At 34.6% G+C, this 17,000-nt stretch carries 12 protein-coding genes; 6 read left to right on the top strand and 6 right to left on the bottom strand.

Translation table 11 applies throughout. The annotated features are described in order from the left end of the window. Window positions 1-250 precede the first annotated feature (250 nt). Complete coding sequence (locus ACUUYC_RS02970) at window positions 251-3,118, top strand: T9SS type A sorting domain-containing protein (RefSeq protein WP_474263682.1); 2,868 nt, start codon at window positions 251-253, stop codon at window positions 3,116-3,118. Window positions 3,119-3,350: 232 nt separating this feature from the next. Beyond that, a complete protein-coding gene (locus ACUUYC_RS02965) occupies window positions 3,351-3,884 on the top strand; it encodes a hypothetical protein (RefSeq protein ID WP_474263680.1) in 534 nt (177 codons plus the stop codon). A gap of 45 nt (window positions 3,885-3,929) precedes the next feature. Here the strand turns inward: ACUUYC_RS02965 and ACUUYC_RS02960 are convergent, their stop codons facing one another. The 5 genes from ACUUYC_RS02960 to ACUUYC_RS02940 form a co-directional block, all read right to left on the bottom strand. Continuing rightward, window positions 3,930-4,754 carry a toxin-antitoxin system YwqK family antitoxin gene (locus tag ACUUYC_RS02960; protein ID WP_474263677.1) on the bottom strand — a complete coding sequence of 275 codons (825 nt, stop codon included), beginning with the start codon at window positions 4,752-4,754 and terminating at the stop codon, window positions 3,930-3,932. A 130-nt stretch (window positions 4,755-4,884) separates the two neighbouring features. Further along, entirely contained in the window at window positions 4,885-7,227 is a 2,343-nt protein-coding gene (locus ACUUYC_RS02955) for a choice-of-anchor L domain-containing protein (RefSeq protein ID WP_474263675.1), read from the bottom strand. Between the two features lie 127 nt (window positions 7,228-7,354). Next, a complete protein-coding gene (locus ACUUYC_RS02950; protein ID WP_474263673.1) occupies window positions 7,355-7,906 on the bottom strand; it encodes a DUF4136 domain-containing protein in 552 nt (183 codons plus the stop codon). Window positions 7,907-7,949: 43 nt separating this feature from the next. Continuing rightward, window positions 7,950-9,938: a urocanate hydratase gene (locus ACUUYC_RS02945; RefSeq protein ID WP_474263671.1), complete on the bottom strand. Its 1,989-nt coding sequence runs from the start codon at window positions 9,936-9,938 to the stop codon at window positions 7,950-7,952. A 137-nt stretch (window positions 9,939-10,075) separates the two neighbouring features. Beyond that, on the bottom strand, window positions 10,076-10,228 hold the full coding sequence (locus tag ACUUYC_RS02940) for a DUF5522 domain-containing protein (RefSeq protein WP_474263669.1): 153 nt from the start codon (window positions 10,226-10,228) through the stop codon (window positions 10,076-10,078). 35 nt (window positions 10,229-10,263) lie between these two features. Here ACUUYC_RS02940 and ACUUYC_RS02935 point away from each other — a divergent pair, with 35 nt between their 5' ends. Then, window positions 10,264-10,599 (top strand): hypothetical protein, encoded by a 336-nt coding sequence (locus ACUUYC_RS02935; protein WP_474263667.1) that lies wholly within the window; start codon window positions 10,264-10,266, stop codon window positions 10,597-10,599. Window positions 10,600-10,731: 132 nt separating this feature from the next. Beyond that, window positions 10,732-14,172 (top strand): VIT domain-containing protein, encoded by a 3,441-nt coding sequence (locus ACUUYC_RS02930; protein WP_474263665.1) that lies wholly within the window; start codon window positions 10,732-10,734, stop codon window positions 14,170-14,172. A gap of 62 nt (window positions 14,173-14,234) precedes the next feature. On the opposite strand, the gene ACUUYC_RS02925 is transcribed toward ACUUYC_RS02930, so the two are convergent. Next, a complete protein-coding gene (locus ACUUYC_RS02925) occupies window positions 14,235-15,098 on the bottom strand; it encodes an alpha/beta fold hydrolase (RefSeq protein ID WP_474263663.1) in 864 nt (287 codons plus the stop codon). Between the two features lie 128 nt (window positions 15,099-15,226). On the opposite strand from ACUUYC_RS02925, the gene ACUUYC_RS02920 reads away from it, so the two are divergent. Together ACUUYC_RS02920 and ACUUYC_RS02915 are read left to right on the top strand one after the other, a co-directional pair. Beyond that, window positions 15,227-16,138 (top strand): 1-aminocyclopropane-1-carboxylate deaminase/D-cysteine desulfhydrase, encoded by a 912-nt coding sequence (locus tag ACUUYC_RS02920; protein WP_474263661.1) that lies wholly within the window; start codon window positions 15,227-15,229, stop codon window positions 16,136-16,138. Window positions 16,139-16,142: 4 nt separating this feature from the next. After that, window positions 16,143-16,988 (top strand): glucosaminidase domain-containing protein, encoded by an 846-nt coding sequence (locus tag ACUUYC_RS02915; protein WP_474263659.1) that lies wholly within the window; start codon window positions 16,143-16,145, stop codon window positions 16,986-16,988. Window positions 16,989-17,000: the final 12 nt, after the last annotated feature.

Below are 17,000 nucleotides of genomic sequence, written 5' to 3'. Positions count from 1 at the left end.
GGTAGATTCCTGCCTTCGCAGGAATGACATCCAATATACCAACAGGCGAAGCCGCGTCTAAACCAGAGTAGTACAAATCACCACAAAAAAACAGACTTCCTAAGTAAAGATTACACATTTGTAAGAAAGAAAAAAGGAGATGTAGGTTTATATACGTAATCAACAGTTATAATGAACTAATATTCGTGTATAACTGAATAAAGGACGTACTTTCCCCTGCGATTTTAACTAACAACTAATCAAACTATTGATGAAAAAAATTACTCTTAAACTTTTTATGGTAATGTTCTTGTTAGGTACCTATATAGGTATCTCACAAACATTAAACCAAGCGGCAAGTTGGCCTAATGCTAACTGGACTTTATCTGGTACCTATACAGCTGGAGGATTACTCGGAGATCCTAGCATAGACGCTACATTTGGTTTTGACGATGATGCAGCCGGTAACGGTTCTGCAGATGATCTTCAAGCGACATCACCAGTAATCGATTTGACGGCTGCAAGTACTGCTGGAGAAGTATGGATTACCATTAGTGGTGATTTTGTATATAGACAACTAGGAGATGTATTAAATATAGAAATATATGATGCGGATGCAATGACTTGGTCTGCAGTACAAACGTTTGGAAATAACTCTATAAATACAGATTTTCAAACATGTGCTGGAACAGTAGCATACACAACACCTATAATTAATATTGCAGCATATACTGCAACACAATTATCTGGCTTCCAATATCGTATTACGTATGACGATAATGGTGGATGGCAATGGGGTTGGTGTGTAACTTCACCAACAATTACATCAGCTGCGCCACCAGCATGTCCAGATCCAACTGCATTAACTGCAACTAACATTGACGGCTTTTCTGCAGATTTAGGATGGACAGAAGCAGGAAGTGCTTCATTATGGAATGTTGAGTTAGTAGATATTACTGCTGCAGGAGTTGCAACAGGAGTAGCTACAACTTCAGGGGTTGCAAATCCATTTAATCAAACTGGATTAACGCCTTCTAATAATTATGAATTTTATGTACAAGCTCAATGTGCAGTAAGTACTTCTACATGGGTTGGACCTTTTGCATTTACAACGTTACCTGCCTGTCCACAACCAACGGCATTAAATGTTACAAATATTTTACAAACTACTGCAGACCTTGGATGGACTGCTGGAGGAGCAGAAACACTTTGGGATGTTGAAATCGTAGACATCACTGGTGGAGGCGCTGCAACAGGAACACCTACAGCTTCTGGAGTTGCAAATCCTTATGGTGCTTCTGGCTTGACAGATAATAATAATTATGAATTCTATGTAAGAGCCGATTGTACTGTAAATGGAACGTCTACATGGACTGGACCATTTGCATTTACAACATTATGTAATGCATTTACTGCACCATATTTGGAAGACTTCGAAAATGGAGGAGCAGTGCCAGCTTGTTGGACACTTGGAGGAGATGATGAGTGGGAATTCAATACTACAGGACCTAACCATGTTGGTAACGGTGGTGTACTTTCAGGAAGCACGCCTTCAGGTAATTTCTACGCAGTAGTAGATGATTCTGTACCAGATGCAGCAAATGCTGAATTAACATCACCATTTGTAGATGTATCAGGTTTAACGACACCAGCACTTATTTTTTATGAAATTAGTAATAATGAAGGACTAGGTCGTCCTAATGCTACCTTAACAGCTAGTGTTTGGGATGGAGCTGCATGGAATGTAGTTGGAACCTATAATACAAACACTATCGCAGGTGGATGGGAACAAAAAGTAGTAGACCTTAGTGGATTAACATTCACTGGAGATGCACAAGTACGTTTCTCTATTGCAGATTCAGGAAGTTTCTATGATGATATCGCTATTGATGATGTTTCATTAGAAGAATTACCATCATGTCCAGATCCATCAACTTTAGCAGCAACAAACATCACAGATGATAGTGCTGATTTAGGATGGACTGAATCAGGTTCGGCTACCTTATGGAATGTTGAACTAGTTGATGTAACTGGCGGAGGAACTGTAACAGGAACAGCTACGGCTTCTGGAGTTGCAAATCCATATATGGCTACAGGATTAGCAGAAAATAATAACTATGAATTCTATGTACAGTCTGACTGTGTAGCAGGAGGACTTTCTGGTTGGGTTGGACCATTTGCGTTCACAACATTAGAAACATGTCCTATACCATCGACTTTATCAGCAGCGAATATCATGGAAACAACAGCTGATTTTAACTGGACAGAAAACGGAACGGCTACTTCATGGAATATCGAATTAGTAGATGTTACCGCAGGAGGAACTTTTACAGGAACACCAACTGCTTCTGGTGTTACAACAATTCCATACAATCAAACTGGTTTAGTTGCTGACAACGCATACCGATTTTTTGTACAGGCAGATTGTGGCGTAGATGGAACATCAATGTGGGCTGGACCATTTAGATTTTCATCACAATATGTAGCGGTCCCACCAGATTGTACCAACGGAATATTCTTAGATTCAGGAGGTATAAATGGAGATTATGGATTTAGTGAAAACATTACCTATACAATATGTCCAGGCATGGCTGGAGATATCGTAGAAGTTGAATTCACGGCATTCTCAACAGAGAATGATGGAACAACTGATTGTTTTGATGGATTAACGATACATGATGGTGCAGATGCAACAGCAACAACGGTTGATCCTCCAGGAGGTGGAACCATTTGGTGTTATGATAATGATGCTGCTGAAGGTACAGGTAACTTACTAGGACAAACGATTACTTCTACCGATGCTTCAGGATGTTTAACATTTGTATTTACTTCTGACGGAGATGTACAACTAGATGGATGGGAAGCTATCGTAAACTGTAATACACTATCTACAATTTCTTTTGGAAACGGACGTGCATTCACTTACTTTCCAAATCCAGTTGATAATAAGTTAACATTACTAGCAGGAAAGCAAATTGAAAATGTAACGATTTACAATATTTTAGGAGCGCAAGTACTAACGACGTCTCCCAATGCATTAACGAAAGATATTGATACTTCTAAACTAACAACAGGAACGTACTTTGTAGAAGTAACTGTTGATGGTATTACAGATACAATCAAGATTGTTAAGCAATAATTAACCTTTTTAAATAACATACCTAAAAGCCGCCAAATTGGTGGCTTTTTTATGCGATTAATTTATAGGGATGCTATGCCAGCAATTGCACTAAATAGTACTTTGGAGCAAACCATGATTCCATCTACAGAAAAAGTAAAAGCAAAAATTGAAGAGTTGATGAAGTATTAAAAAAAGAGTACCTTTAATAGATAAATACATACCATAAAGTGTTTTTAAAATTGTGATGATTATGAAAAAATTAGGCAAACTGATCTGTATTCCATTATGCGTCATTTTATTTACAAGTCAAAGTAGCGGGCAATCACTAGATAATCTAAAAGCTGTCAATCAGACTTGGGAGAAATTTTATCAAGCTTTCGAATCGCTAGATTACAAGTTATTACAGGAAATCCATGCTAAGGAATTAGTTCGTGTTTCGGGAGGAAAACGAATTGCGGATTATGATACCTGTATGGATAATTACAAAAAAAGCTTTGAAAGAGCACAAAAGGAAGGTATTTCAAATACAATATCATTACGGTTTTTTGAAAGAGTTTATAATGATTCTATGGCAAGTGAACGAGGAGTGTATAAATTGGTTCGAACTGAAAAAACAGGTGAAATAAAAGCTTATTACGGACAGTTTCATGTGGTGTTGATCAAAAAGAGTACTATGTGGAAAATTGTGATGGACTACGATTCTAATGAAGGAAATACGATTGGAGAAGAAGCGTATTTACGTGCACATGCCATTAATGCATTTGATAAATTTATGCAAAAGTAATACGTGTCGTGATTTTATTGCGAGCTTTTTCTAATATAAAAATGTCTATTCAACTATTGTCTTAATCAGCTTGTCATTCTTATAAACATACTGTGCAGTAATATTTCCTTCTTCATCGTAAATGGTGTATTCACCATGAAAAAGTCCGTGTTTATAATAATATTCTTCTTTCAATTTTCCGCTTTCGTAATATTCTTTCCAAGGTCCTTCAGCTAGGCCTTTATCACGATATTCACCTTCAACCTCTATTGCTCCCGATTCGTAATACGTAGTACTTTTTCCAAACTTGTGTCCATTTTTATAATAATCTAAAAACTTTATGTTTCCATTTGGATGATAGTATACATTTTCTCCATCTACAATCTTACCATTTTTATATTCCGTACTATAATGTAAGGCACGACCACTATGAAACTCCTTGCAAATGCCATTCTTTTTTCCATTCGCATATATATCCAAACCAAGTACTTCTCCATCTGCGTGAAAGCGATAATAGTTGCCTTCTAAAATTCCAGTTTTGTAATATTGAATGCTAGAAATTAGATCATTACTATTAAACGAAAACCAAACGCCTTCCTTTTTTCCGTCTTTTAGCATTCCAAAACTATCTTCTTCCTTTTGAATATCATGTCGCTTTTCAATAGCAATTTTAGCTAGTTTTTGCTTTTTTCCGTTGGTGTAGTATTTTATTTTGTATTTTCCGTTACGTCTAAAAGAAACAAAAATCCCTTCTTTTTTGTCATTAACAAATGTGCCAGCTTCTCGCACACGATTCTTTTTATCAAGTTTTATGTAAAACTCGCTTTGCGCGAATGATGCGTTTGTGAATACAAAGAAAATAGCGAGTGTGAAGAATACTTTTTTGATCATTTTTGAATGAAATTTTAAAAGATAAAGATATGAAAATGTGGTGTACAGAGTTCATAATAGAAGTACAAAAAAACTTGAAAATCACTTTCTAGGTTTTTACACATTGGAACTTATTGTTTTTAGAGTTGCACTATCTCACCAAACTAAAATGTCCTTTATATTGCTTGCCATTTGGATGGTTCATAATATACCAATAATCATTACTTGGTAAGTTAGAACCATTTAATTGTCCGTTCCAACCTTTTAGGGAGGTTGTTGCGCTTAATAGTTTACCAAAGCGATTAAAAATAAAAAGTTCTAAATTAAAATTAAAGTCTATTGACACTCCAATAGGTTTCCAAATATCATTTATACTGTCTCCATTGGGCGTAAAATATTGAGGAAAACCTAATACGGAAAATTCAATAGAAGTGTTACCACACTCATTTTTATCGCGAACATAAATGGTATGAAAACCTGGTTCGATGTTTGAAAAGGTGTTTTCATCTTGATAAAAACCGAATTCACTATCAATAGCAAATTCATAATCACCTTCACCAGAAACGCTAATAGTTGCTGTATTATTGGTTGTTAGCTCTGTGAATTCTAAATTGTCTATTGTTGGCTCGTTAGATGGTACTAATATTAAATCTCTAGAATTAGAGCATCCGTTGGGAGCAGTAACAATTACAGTGTAGGTTCCAATTTGGTTGGCTTCAAAAAAAGGAGTTGTAATTCCTGTGTCAGTACCATTATAGAACCATTGGTAAAAGTGGTTGTTAGGAATACCGTTTGTAATACCACCAACTAGCGTAATAGTTTCCGGAAAGCTATTTAAGCAATACAAAAACGATTCGTCTTCCAATAATTGCGGTGTGAATAAAACAGTAAGTGTTAACTCTGAAATAGCATAACATTGATTCGTATCTGTAGTTATTTTCACAAATATGGTTTGTGAATCTTGAACTGTATTGCTAAAGTTTCCGTTTATGCTATTCGTTTCAGCAAAAGCATCAATACTTGTAAGATAAAATGTTACTGTTGAATTTGTTGGAATTTGTGGTTGAATTTCGGTTATAACGTCATTCAAATTAAAAGTAGAAAAACCATCTACTATGTCATCATCGCAAACCGCTACATCTTGTAGTGTTAAGGTGTTTGTAGAAATGTCTAAAATTACTTCCGCTATAGCTTTACAGCCAGATACTTGGTTAAGCACTAAAGCATAAATCGTTTGTAATACACTTGTATTGTTAAAGTTAGTAGGATTTAAAATGGGATTAATTTCCATTTCGGCATCTGTGAAAGAGGTGTAGAAATCTATAACACCTAAATCTGAATCACTATTTGTTATCACATTTGATGCATCAAACAAGTTATAAGTTGTTAATCCGTCCTGATTGCTGTCGCATTCAAAAAGTGTTGTATTCGTTATGTTGGGTATTGGTGCATATTCTAAGGTCACTTCTCCATAAGAAATACAGCCATTATCTAAGGTCACTTCTACATTATAAGTTCCAGTTGTAGTAACATCAAGTACGTTTGAAGTTTGGGTAGTTAGCTCTATATTATCTTTAAACCATTTATAGGTTGATGTTCCAGTTTGCGCAGCATTTAAAGTAATAGTCTCTGAGCCACAAATAGGGTTATTTGTTGAAAAAAGTCTATCTATACCCAAATCTGTATTTAATTGAAAACTGCCAGCTTCAAGAAATACAGCAGAATCAAAACGAAAATTTTGTTCGTCTGCAATTACTAACTTAACATGATATGTAATATTAGGAACAGTGTTAGCTGTAGCTGTTAAAATAGTGGTTTGACCATTAAAGTTTATGGGTGCAACAGAACCATTAAACGTATCAAAATAGGTTTCGTTTTCTGCATCGCAACCATTTGGAATTTCTGGATGTACAGTTGTTACTTTTACTGGTGTTTGTGTGCCAGGCACTAATGCAATATTTGTATAATCTGAAATAGGAGCACTTGCAGGTTTTATTAAAAAACCAAACAAATCTGAAAAATTACACGTATTTGGATTGCCTTCTTGGTATTCTTCGGAAGCAAAAATGTAACGAAAACTTATTTGATTTGCCAGCGTCGTAAAATCGAATTCTATAATGGTTGCGTTAGTAGTATTTGTTTCTTGTAAAGCTATTTCTAAATCTAAATCGCCATTCCAGTTTGTAGCATCATCATCACTTAAACTATCATTTGGTCCTGGAACATTGGCAAGTCTTCCAGTACTTAGCACAATACCATTTTGAAAAGGAAATGTTGTTCCTGTGGCATCAAAAAAACCAAAACTTTGGTCGCTTCCTGCAAAATCGCCGCCAACAGTATTGGTAACTTGCACATTAGAAATACAGTTACTATCTATTAAAATGTCTTCTATAAGTTGCTGCGGTGTATACGTTTGACTATCTACAGAAATGTTTTGCGCATTTACAGAGATTATAGTAAAAAAGATAAGTAATATAAAAGTTTTCTTTATCATAACAACAACATGCAAAGATAATGAAGAACCTGACTATATGAAATCAAATTAATGTTAAAAGGAATTTCCGCATAAAAAAACCTCGAAAGCTAACTTTCGAGGTTTTTTATTTATAAGTGAATCTTGTTTATCGTGCTTCTGCCATTGGCGGATATTCTTTGAAAATTTCAGCAACAAATTCTTGAATACGTGCTTCTTTTTTCTCAATACTACTTCTTAGTAAGTTTCCTGTACCTTTTCCTTGCCAAACCAACTCTTTTTGTTTGGTATCTATCAAGTCAATATATAAAACACCTTCTATACGTGTGCTTACACTATTCGTTGGACCACCGCCCCAAAACCAAGGATTAAATCCCCAGCCCCAGCCACCACGCCAACCCCAAGCATTGTTGCTAACGTTAACGCGTTTATTTGATTTGGTCATAATGTTTACCAAAAGATCTGGGTTATTAGATTTCACAAAACCTTTTGCGAGCATCTCCTTTTCTATAGAACGAAGAATTCTTTTCTTATCTAAATCTGAAATCTCAACTTGATCAATTCCAGTTTTATAAAACGCAAATGTTTTATATGAATTAAAATCCGCTTGTTGATCGTAATCAGAAGCAACTCTGATTGAGACGCAAGAGGTAACAAGTAGTAACGCGACTACCGGAAAAAGTAATTTAATTGTTTTCATATCACTGCTTTTTTTTGGGTTAATGTATTTTCTTAATCTTAGCCTAATTTAACAATGCATCATCAACTATATTTGGAAGTGTTACTTTTAAATTTGGTTCTACTTCCATTGCGCGTTTTATCGCAAAAATTGCTTCTTCATTTCGTGCCCAACTTCGTCTTGCAATTCCATTGTTTACATCCCAAAATAACATCGAATGTAAACGTCTTGATGCTTCCTTACTACCATCAAGAACCATGCCGAATCCACCATTGATTACTTCGCCCCAACCTACGCCACCACCGTTGTGAATGGAAACCCAAGTTGCACCTCTAAAACTATCACCAATGACGTTGTGAATAGCCATATCTGCTGTAAATTTTGAACCATCATAGATATTAGAAGTTTCTCTGTATGGAGAATCTGTTCCAGAAACATCGTGATGATCACGTCCTAAAATTACAGGACCAATATCGCCGCGTTCTATTGCTTCATTGAATGCTTGAGCAATTTTCATACGCCCTTCAGAATCCGCATATAATATTCGTGCTTGCGAACCAACAACCAATTTGTTTTCTTGCGCACCTTTAATCCATTGAATGTTATCCGCCATTTGCTGTTGAATTTCCTTAGGAGAAACTTTCATAATTTCCTCAAGAACTTCACAAGCAATTTGATCTGTTTTTGCTAAATCTTCAGGTTTCCCAGAAGCACAAACCCAACGGAATGGTCCAAAACCATAATCGAAACACATAGGTCCCATAATGTCTTGTACATAACTTGGATATTTAAAATCAATACTGTTTTCCGCCATAATATCAGCGCCAGCTCGGGAAGCTTCTAATAAGAATGCATTTCCATAATCAAAAAAGTAGGTTCCTTTTTCTGTATGTTTATTTACAGCAGCAGCATGTCTGCGTAAAGTTTCTTGTATTTTTTCTTTGAACAATTCAGGATTGTTTGCCATCATCTCATTAGATTCTTCATAAGAGATTCCAGTTGGATAATAACCACCAGCCCAAGGATTGTGTAAAGATGTTTGATCACTTCCTAAATCAATATATACATTGGCTTCGTCAAACTTTTCCCAGACATCTACAATATTTCCTTGATAGGCAATGGAAACGATTTCTTTGTTTGCTTTCGCAGAATTGACTCTGGAAACTAACTTGTCCAAATCATACACAACTTCATCAACCCAACCTTGTGAATGACGTGTTTCTGTAGCTTTCGGATTTACTTCCGCACAAACTGTAATACAACCTGCAATGTTTCCTGCTTTTGGTTGTGCACCGCTCATACCGCCTAATCCAGCTGTTACAAATAACTTTCCGGCTAAACCTTCACCATTTTTAGAAATTTTTCGTCCACCATTTAATACGGTAATTGTAGTTCCATGCACAATTCCTTGTGGACCAATGTACATGTAACTTCCTGCGGTCATTTGTCCATATTGCGTTACGCCAAGTGCATTAAACTTTTCCCAATCATCAGGTTGCGAATAATTAGGAATCATCATTCCATTAGTAACAACAACTCTTGGTGCATCTTTGTGAGAAGGAAATAAACCAAGTGGATGACCTGAATACATCACTAATGTTTGCTCTTCGTTCATTTCGGCCAAATATTTCATGACTAATAGATATTGCGCCCAGTTTTGGAAAACGCCACCATTTCCACCATAGGTAATTAATTCATGTGGATGTTGTGCAACGGCATAATCTAAGTTGTTTTGAATCATCAACATAATTGCTTTTGCCTGATTCGTTTTTCCTGGATATTCGTCTATTGGACGTGCATACATTTTATAATCTGGACGAAAACGATACATATAGATTCTTCCATAGGTTTCCAACTCGCTTTTGAATTCTGGCAATAAAACTTCGTGATGTTTCTTATCGAAATAACGCAATGCATTTCGTAATGCTAATTTTTTCTCTTCTGGAGATAATATTTCTTTTCGCTTTGGTGCGTGATTAATATCTAGATCGTACTGTTTTGCGTTTGGTAACGTATCTGGTATTCCTTGTAAAATATGTTCTTGTACTGTCATTTTAAATTTTGATTGTATCGTTATTTATTCTGCTAAAAAATAGATTTCTTTAGCATTTACTAGGGATAGCGAATATCTACACGATGAAAATATGCAGTAGCTCTTTTATATTTCATAAAGATAAGATCCATGAATATTTATTTTCTTTTTTTGTTAAATCCATATGGACAATGTCGGCAACCATTTTCGCAACAGTAGCCTCTTTTAAGGTGATATTGTTCTGTAAACACCTTATAACCTTCTGGCGAAAGGTAAAAATCGCCTTCTTCAATAGGAATTAATTTCTTCATTTCTACAAAGGTACTTAAATTGGCTTAAATTTTGAATGGCTATTGTTATGGTTTTTGTATCAAAATATCTAGTTCCGAGAGGTTTTCGAGGAATTACTTTATATCCTTTTATTTTTTTGCGTCATGCGAAAGATAAAAAGAACACTATTTTGATTCATCATGAACGTATTCATTTGCGACAACAACAGGAATTATTAATTCTTCCTTTTTACATTTTATATGTGTTAGAATGGTTGATACGATTATGCATCTATCGCAATAGTTATAAGGCATATCATATGTTGAGTTTTGAACAAGAAGCCTATCTCAATGAAAAAGATGTAAACTATTTGAAGAAGCGCAAATGGTTTCAATTTTTGAAATATCTGTAAAGAATTACTTCAAATTATAAAACTTATATAAAAAGAATCGTTGACTCATTGAAAAGATGCGTCTACTCATTCTCCCTTTTCTGGCATTCTATTAATCAAGAGTTTTGTGACGAACTAATAAATTAGGGACTCATGAAAAAATATATACATTTCTTCTTTTACATTATATGTCTGTCTGTATTTGGGCAGAATATACCTAAAGTTACATTGTCAGATGAAGGACAGTTAAAACTAACAGATTTAAAAGTAAGCGTAGATATTGTCGGAAACCTTGCGGTAACAACCTACGATATGAAGTTTTACAATGGGTTGGATAGAACTTTAGAAGGAGAACTTGTGTTTCCGTTAGGAGAAGGACAGGTCGTTTCAGGATTTGCAATGGACGTAAACGGAAAGTTGCGTGATGCTGTTATTGTAGAAAAAGAATTAGCAAGAGTTGCGTATGAAACTACAATACGCCAAAAAATTGATCCAGGGTTGTTAGAAAAAACAGAAGGAAACAATTACAAAGCACGTGTATATCCAATTTTACCAAAAAAACATAAGCATATTGTTATAAAATTTGAGCAACAATTAAGCACATTAAACAATATGCAAACTTACGAGTTGCCATTAGGAATTGCAGAAAAACTAGACACGTTTTCAGTAGAAATTTCGATTTTTAATGCACAACAACCTATTGTTAGTAAAGTGAATTATAAAGATTTCTTTTTCACTAAAAAGGAGGAAGCGTATGTTGCTACAATTTCAAAGAAAGCACATGCGCCTATGAAGCCAATTGTAGTGCAAATTCCTAATAAGGAAAACCAAGAAAGTCTTTCTACACATAATGGCTATTTTCAATATTATAAAGTATTAGCGCCAACTTCACGATTAAAATCAAAGCCAAGAAAAGTAACCATACTTTGGGATGCTTCGTATTCGATGCGGTACAGAAATTTAGAAAATGAGTTGAAATTATTAACGGATTATTTTGGCTATGTACGCAATACAAAAGTAACATTCATTGTATTTAATAATACCATTCAACAACAAGAAGAAATTCGAATTAGAAAAGGAGACATTTCAACGTTAATTGATGGGATAAAAAATGTTCAATATGATGGTGGAACAAAACTAGACATCTTTAAAAATTTAAACATAAAAACAGATGAAATATTATTGTTTTCAGATGGTTTGGCGAATTTGGGAGATTTTATGTCGAATACAAAAGCACCTGTGTATACAATCAATTCGTTGGTGTCTTCCAATCATGAAAACTTAATTGACATCGCTACAAAATCTGGCGGAAGCTATATTAATCTAACACGTTTGGATGTTTCAAAAGCTACAAAAATGTTAAAAGAAGAAACGTATCAGTTTTTAGGAGTTAATCATGATGAAAATGTTCGTGAAGTATATCCAAAACAACGTACAAATGTGTATCAAGATTTTGCTATTACAGGAAAATTTACAGCATCAACTACCATAGAATTATTGTTTGGATACGGAGGAAAAGTCACAAAAAAGATACCTATAAATATTCAGAATTCTAATGGAACAAAAGTTGTAAAGCGTTTGTGGGCAAAGCAAAAACTGAAAGACTTAAATAGTGCTAAAGCAGCAAACAAACTACAAATTATTTCTTTAGCAAAACAATATGATTTAATCACAGATTATACATCAATGTTGATTTTAGATCGAATCGAAGACTATGTACGTTACCGAATAGAGCCACCACAAGAATTAATGCCGCAATACAAACAGCGTTTGGCTTTGGTGAAAGATGATGAAGAAAACAAAAAAGCTCGAATCATGGCGCAAAGAAGAAAATTGCAAAACGGGTATAATGATCTTTTAAAATGGTACGGAACTGACCGTAATATGGAAGAAGTAAAAAAGTCTGTGCCAAAAGTAACGCTGTCAGAAACACAACAAAACACAACTACAACGACACGTGTTGAAAATAATGAAGTAAATACCTCTTCAAATTCATTACGAAGTATTTCAGGAACAATTACAGATGAAACAGGTTTGCCATTGCCAGGCGCTATAGTTACAGTCAGAGGAACTTCTGTTGGTGTTACAAGTGATTTTGATGGTAATTACAGCATTAGCATGCGTACGGGGGAAGTCATCACGTATAGTTATGTAGGGTATTTGCCAATAGAACATACAATTACGGCAAATGATAGCAATCTAAATATGGAGTTGAAACTTGGTGCTAAACTAGAAGAAGTTATCGTTGTTGCATATGGAAGTGAAAAACGAACGAATGTAACATCAGCAGTTTCCGTGGTAAGATCAGAATCTATGGAGAAAGTACCCAATGCTTCTAGAGATCAAATATTACAAGGACAAGCAGCTGGTCTACGAATCTCAAATGGTTCAGGGAAACCGACAGGAAGCGATAGAGTAGTCCTTAGAGGAAGAACTACGATCTATGGAAATATTGAACCATTATTTGTGATTGATGGAAAAATTGTGTCTCAAAACGCACGTGTAAATCTTACTGCGAATGATATTCAAGAATTATCTATATTGAAAAATGCGGAAGCGACAGCATTGTATGGAAGCAGAGGCGTAAATGGTGTAATTATAGTTACTACTAAAAACGGTTTTACAGAAAATAAAGAAGAAATTGAAGCATTTGAAGAAAGGATAGCTGACAAAATAACGATGAAATCTTGGGATGCAAATCAACCGTATATAAAAGAATTAGAAAAGGAAACTACGATTGCATTGGCGTATGAAAAGTATTTAGAAATTAGAGAATCGTATGCTAATATGCCAACTTTTTATTTAGATGTGGCTGATTTTTTCCACGATAAAAAAGCATTTGATATTGCAACAACCGTGATTACAAATTTAATGGAAGTTGAATTGAATAACTATGAATTGTTAAAAGCAATGGCATACAAGTTAGAATATTTTAAACGTTATAATATGGCAGTATTAGCATATGAAAAAGTGTTAGAATTACGGCCAGAAGAACCGCAATCATATCGTGATTTAGCATTAGCGTATGAGCATGTAGGCGAGTTTCAAAAAAGTTATGATTTACTGTATAAGTTATATGATGGACAATTACTTGAAAAAGATCAAGGACAAAGATTTAGAGGAATTGAAAAAATCGCTTTTATAGAATTAACTCGATTGGTTTCCATGTATGGGAATAAACTCAGTATAAGTACAGAAATGAAAAATCACTTTGTAGCAATGCCCGCGAATGTGCGAATTGTTATTGATTGGAATCATAATGATACAGATATTGATTTGTGGGTATTTGATCCGAATGGAGAAAAAGCATACTATGGTCATAAAAAAACGAAGATTGGCGGACACATGTCTAATGATGTAACACAAGGATACGGACCAGAAGAATTTATGCTGAAAAATGCCATCGAGGGAGAATACAAAGTGTATGTGAATCATTATGCAAACAGCGTTCAAAAAATATCAGGGCCAACTATCTTAAAAGTAACACTATACACAAATTACGGAACTGAAAACGAGAAAAAAGAAGTTTCTATCGTTCGATTAGCTGACACCGCAGGAGAATTAGAGATTGGAAGTTTATTCTTTGAAAAATAATAACATACTTCAAGTTTTATGGTCTGTTTGTTAGTAAAAGTTTTACTAACAAACAGATCAACTTATTCTTCTTTTTGTATTTGATGAATGAGTTTTAGTAAGTGCGGAATGATAAGTTCTGTATTTTTCCAAGCAATTTCATGTCCTTTCTCAGGAATAGAAATAATTTCTATATTTTGAAAATTTTCTTCGCTAAAATGAATGTTTTCATATGGTACAATATCATCAATATCTCCATGAAAATGTAATATAGGAATGCGAAGGCTTTTCCAGTCATTCTTTATTAATGCGAGTTCTTTTGAATGAACAACTTTTTCATCACCAGCTACGCGATAACCAGTAGGAACAAGCCATCGTGTTAATTTCCATTGTGTAAAACGAGATGCCCAAATATCTTTTTCAATAGCAGGATCTATTGCAGGAGAAATCATGACGACTGCTTTTACATTCGAATTTAAAAAACCGATTCTTGCTGCTAATGGACCGCCATAAGAAGAACCAACTACAATTACATTCGTTAATTTTTTATTGTTGATGAGCGCACTCATGAGTTGTGCTTGTGTATCAATAGAAGTCATTTCATTACCAAAGTTTGAATAACCATACCCTGGTCTATCTATGGCGTGCATATTTGTAACTTCCCTAAGATTCTTATCTAACAAATATCCTTCCCAAGCAGATAAAGAACTAGGTGAACCGTGAAAGAAAACCAAGTTGACACTTTTCTCATTAGCTATAACTGAATGTACGCGAATATTTAAATCAAGACTATCTACTTTAAAATAGGAAATCTCACTGTCAATCTCTAAATCATTAAATTTTTGCTGAATCTCCTGATCTGATTTACGCCATTGTAACGTCGTACAAGAAAAACTGCCAAGACAAATAAGAAATAAACTTGCCAGTAAAAAGTAATTCTTTATCATGCTGTCTATAATTTTTTATGTGTGAATTTAATAAATAAACCCTAAAAATCAATCCTTATTTCTTCAATTAATATTTCAATGTAAGAACTGAAAAGGATTCCAAATTTTGCGGTATTTTTGTGAACTGAATGGAATTTCAAACAGAAAACATACCAATTCAAGAAGTACAACTAGATTTTGCTACAGATGTGCGCTTATTCGTCAAACGTGAAGACTTGATTCATTCGTTTGTATCTGGAAATAAATTCAGGAAGCTCACCTATAATCTGGCGGAAGCCAAAAAAGAAAAAGAACACACATTACTCACATTTGGCGGCGCATTTTCTAATCATATTGCGGCGGTGGCTGCGGCAGGAAAAATTTACGGTTTCAAAACTATAGGAATCATTAGAGGAGAAGAACTTGTAACTAAAATAGACACTAATGCTACATTACAATTTGCTGTTGAAAATGGGATGCAATTAAAATTTATCACACGAGAAAAGTATCGTGAAAAAACTTCAAAAGAATTCTTAGCACAATTAACACATGAGTTTGGTCGTTTCTATACCATACCAGAAGGTGGTACAAATGAGTTGGCTGTAAAAGGTTGTGCAGAAATCATCACAGAAAAAGAAAAAATTTTTGATACTATTTGTTGTGCTGTTGGAACTGGCGGAACGATTGCAGGAATATGTAATGGAGCATTTTCACATCAGAAAATACTTGGGTTTCCAGCATTAAAAGGTAATTTTTTACAGAAAGAGATTATACAATTTACAAACAAAGACAATTGGAAGCTTGTCAACGAATATCATTTTGGTGGATATGGGAAGGTTTCGGAAGAGTTAATTACGTTTATCAATACATTTAAACAACAAACAGCAATTCCATTAGATCCAATTTACACAGGAAAAATGCTTTTTGGAATCATAGATTTAATCAAAAAAGGATATTTTGCCAAACAAAACCGTATTTTAGCAATTCACTCTGGTGGTTTGCAAGGAATTGAAGGCATGAATCAGAAACTACAAAGAAAAGGACAACAAACGATCACATAGGCGCATGAAGAAACATATAATCTACACACTTTTAGGTTTATTGGTATTATCTAGTTGCGGAACGCAAAATCGCGTTTCTAAAACGAAAAAGCGAACGAAGAAAACAACTAGAGTTGTCAAAACTACTACAGAACCTAAAAAGGAACCTGTGAAAGTAGTTACTTCAACGCCAAAAGAAGAAGTGAAAACGACAACAACTTCTACAAAAAATATAGCAGAATTATACATAGAAACGTATAGAGATGTTGCCAAAAAAGAAATGGAGCGACATGGAATTCCGGCAAGTATTACACTAGCACAAGGAATTTTAGAATCGGGTTCAGGAAAAGGCAAATTGACAATGAAATCAAACAATCATTTTGGAATCAAATGTCATACAGGTTGGAAAGGGCAACGTGTATATCATGATGACGATAAAGACCAAGAATGTTTCCGAAAGTATGCAAATCCGGCATATTCATTTACAGATCATTCCTTATTTTTAACAGGAAGATCGCGTTATGCTCCTTTATTCAAATTACCTAAAGACGATTACAAAGGTTGGGCAAAGGGTTTGAAAAAAGCAGGATATGCTACAGATCGTAAATATCCTAAAAAGTTAATTGCGCTAATTGAGCGTTACGAATTGTACAAGTATGATGCAGAAGTGTTGGGTAAAAAACCTGAAGATGCTAAAAAAGTAACTACACATAATGATCGGTATACGGTTTCAAAAGGAGATACATTATACAGCATTGCTAGAAAACATAAAATAAAGGTCGCAACATTAAAATCGTTAAATGGACTTGAGTCTAATGAAATTTTCGTTGGACAGGTACTATTTGTAAAACCACTTCCAAAAGATTTTTAAGATGTTTAAAAA

The organism is Kordia sp. E, assembly GCF_056033805.1.
This window is presented reverse-complemented; position numbering and strand designations above follow the sequence as displayed.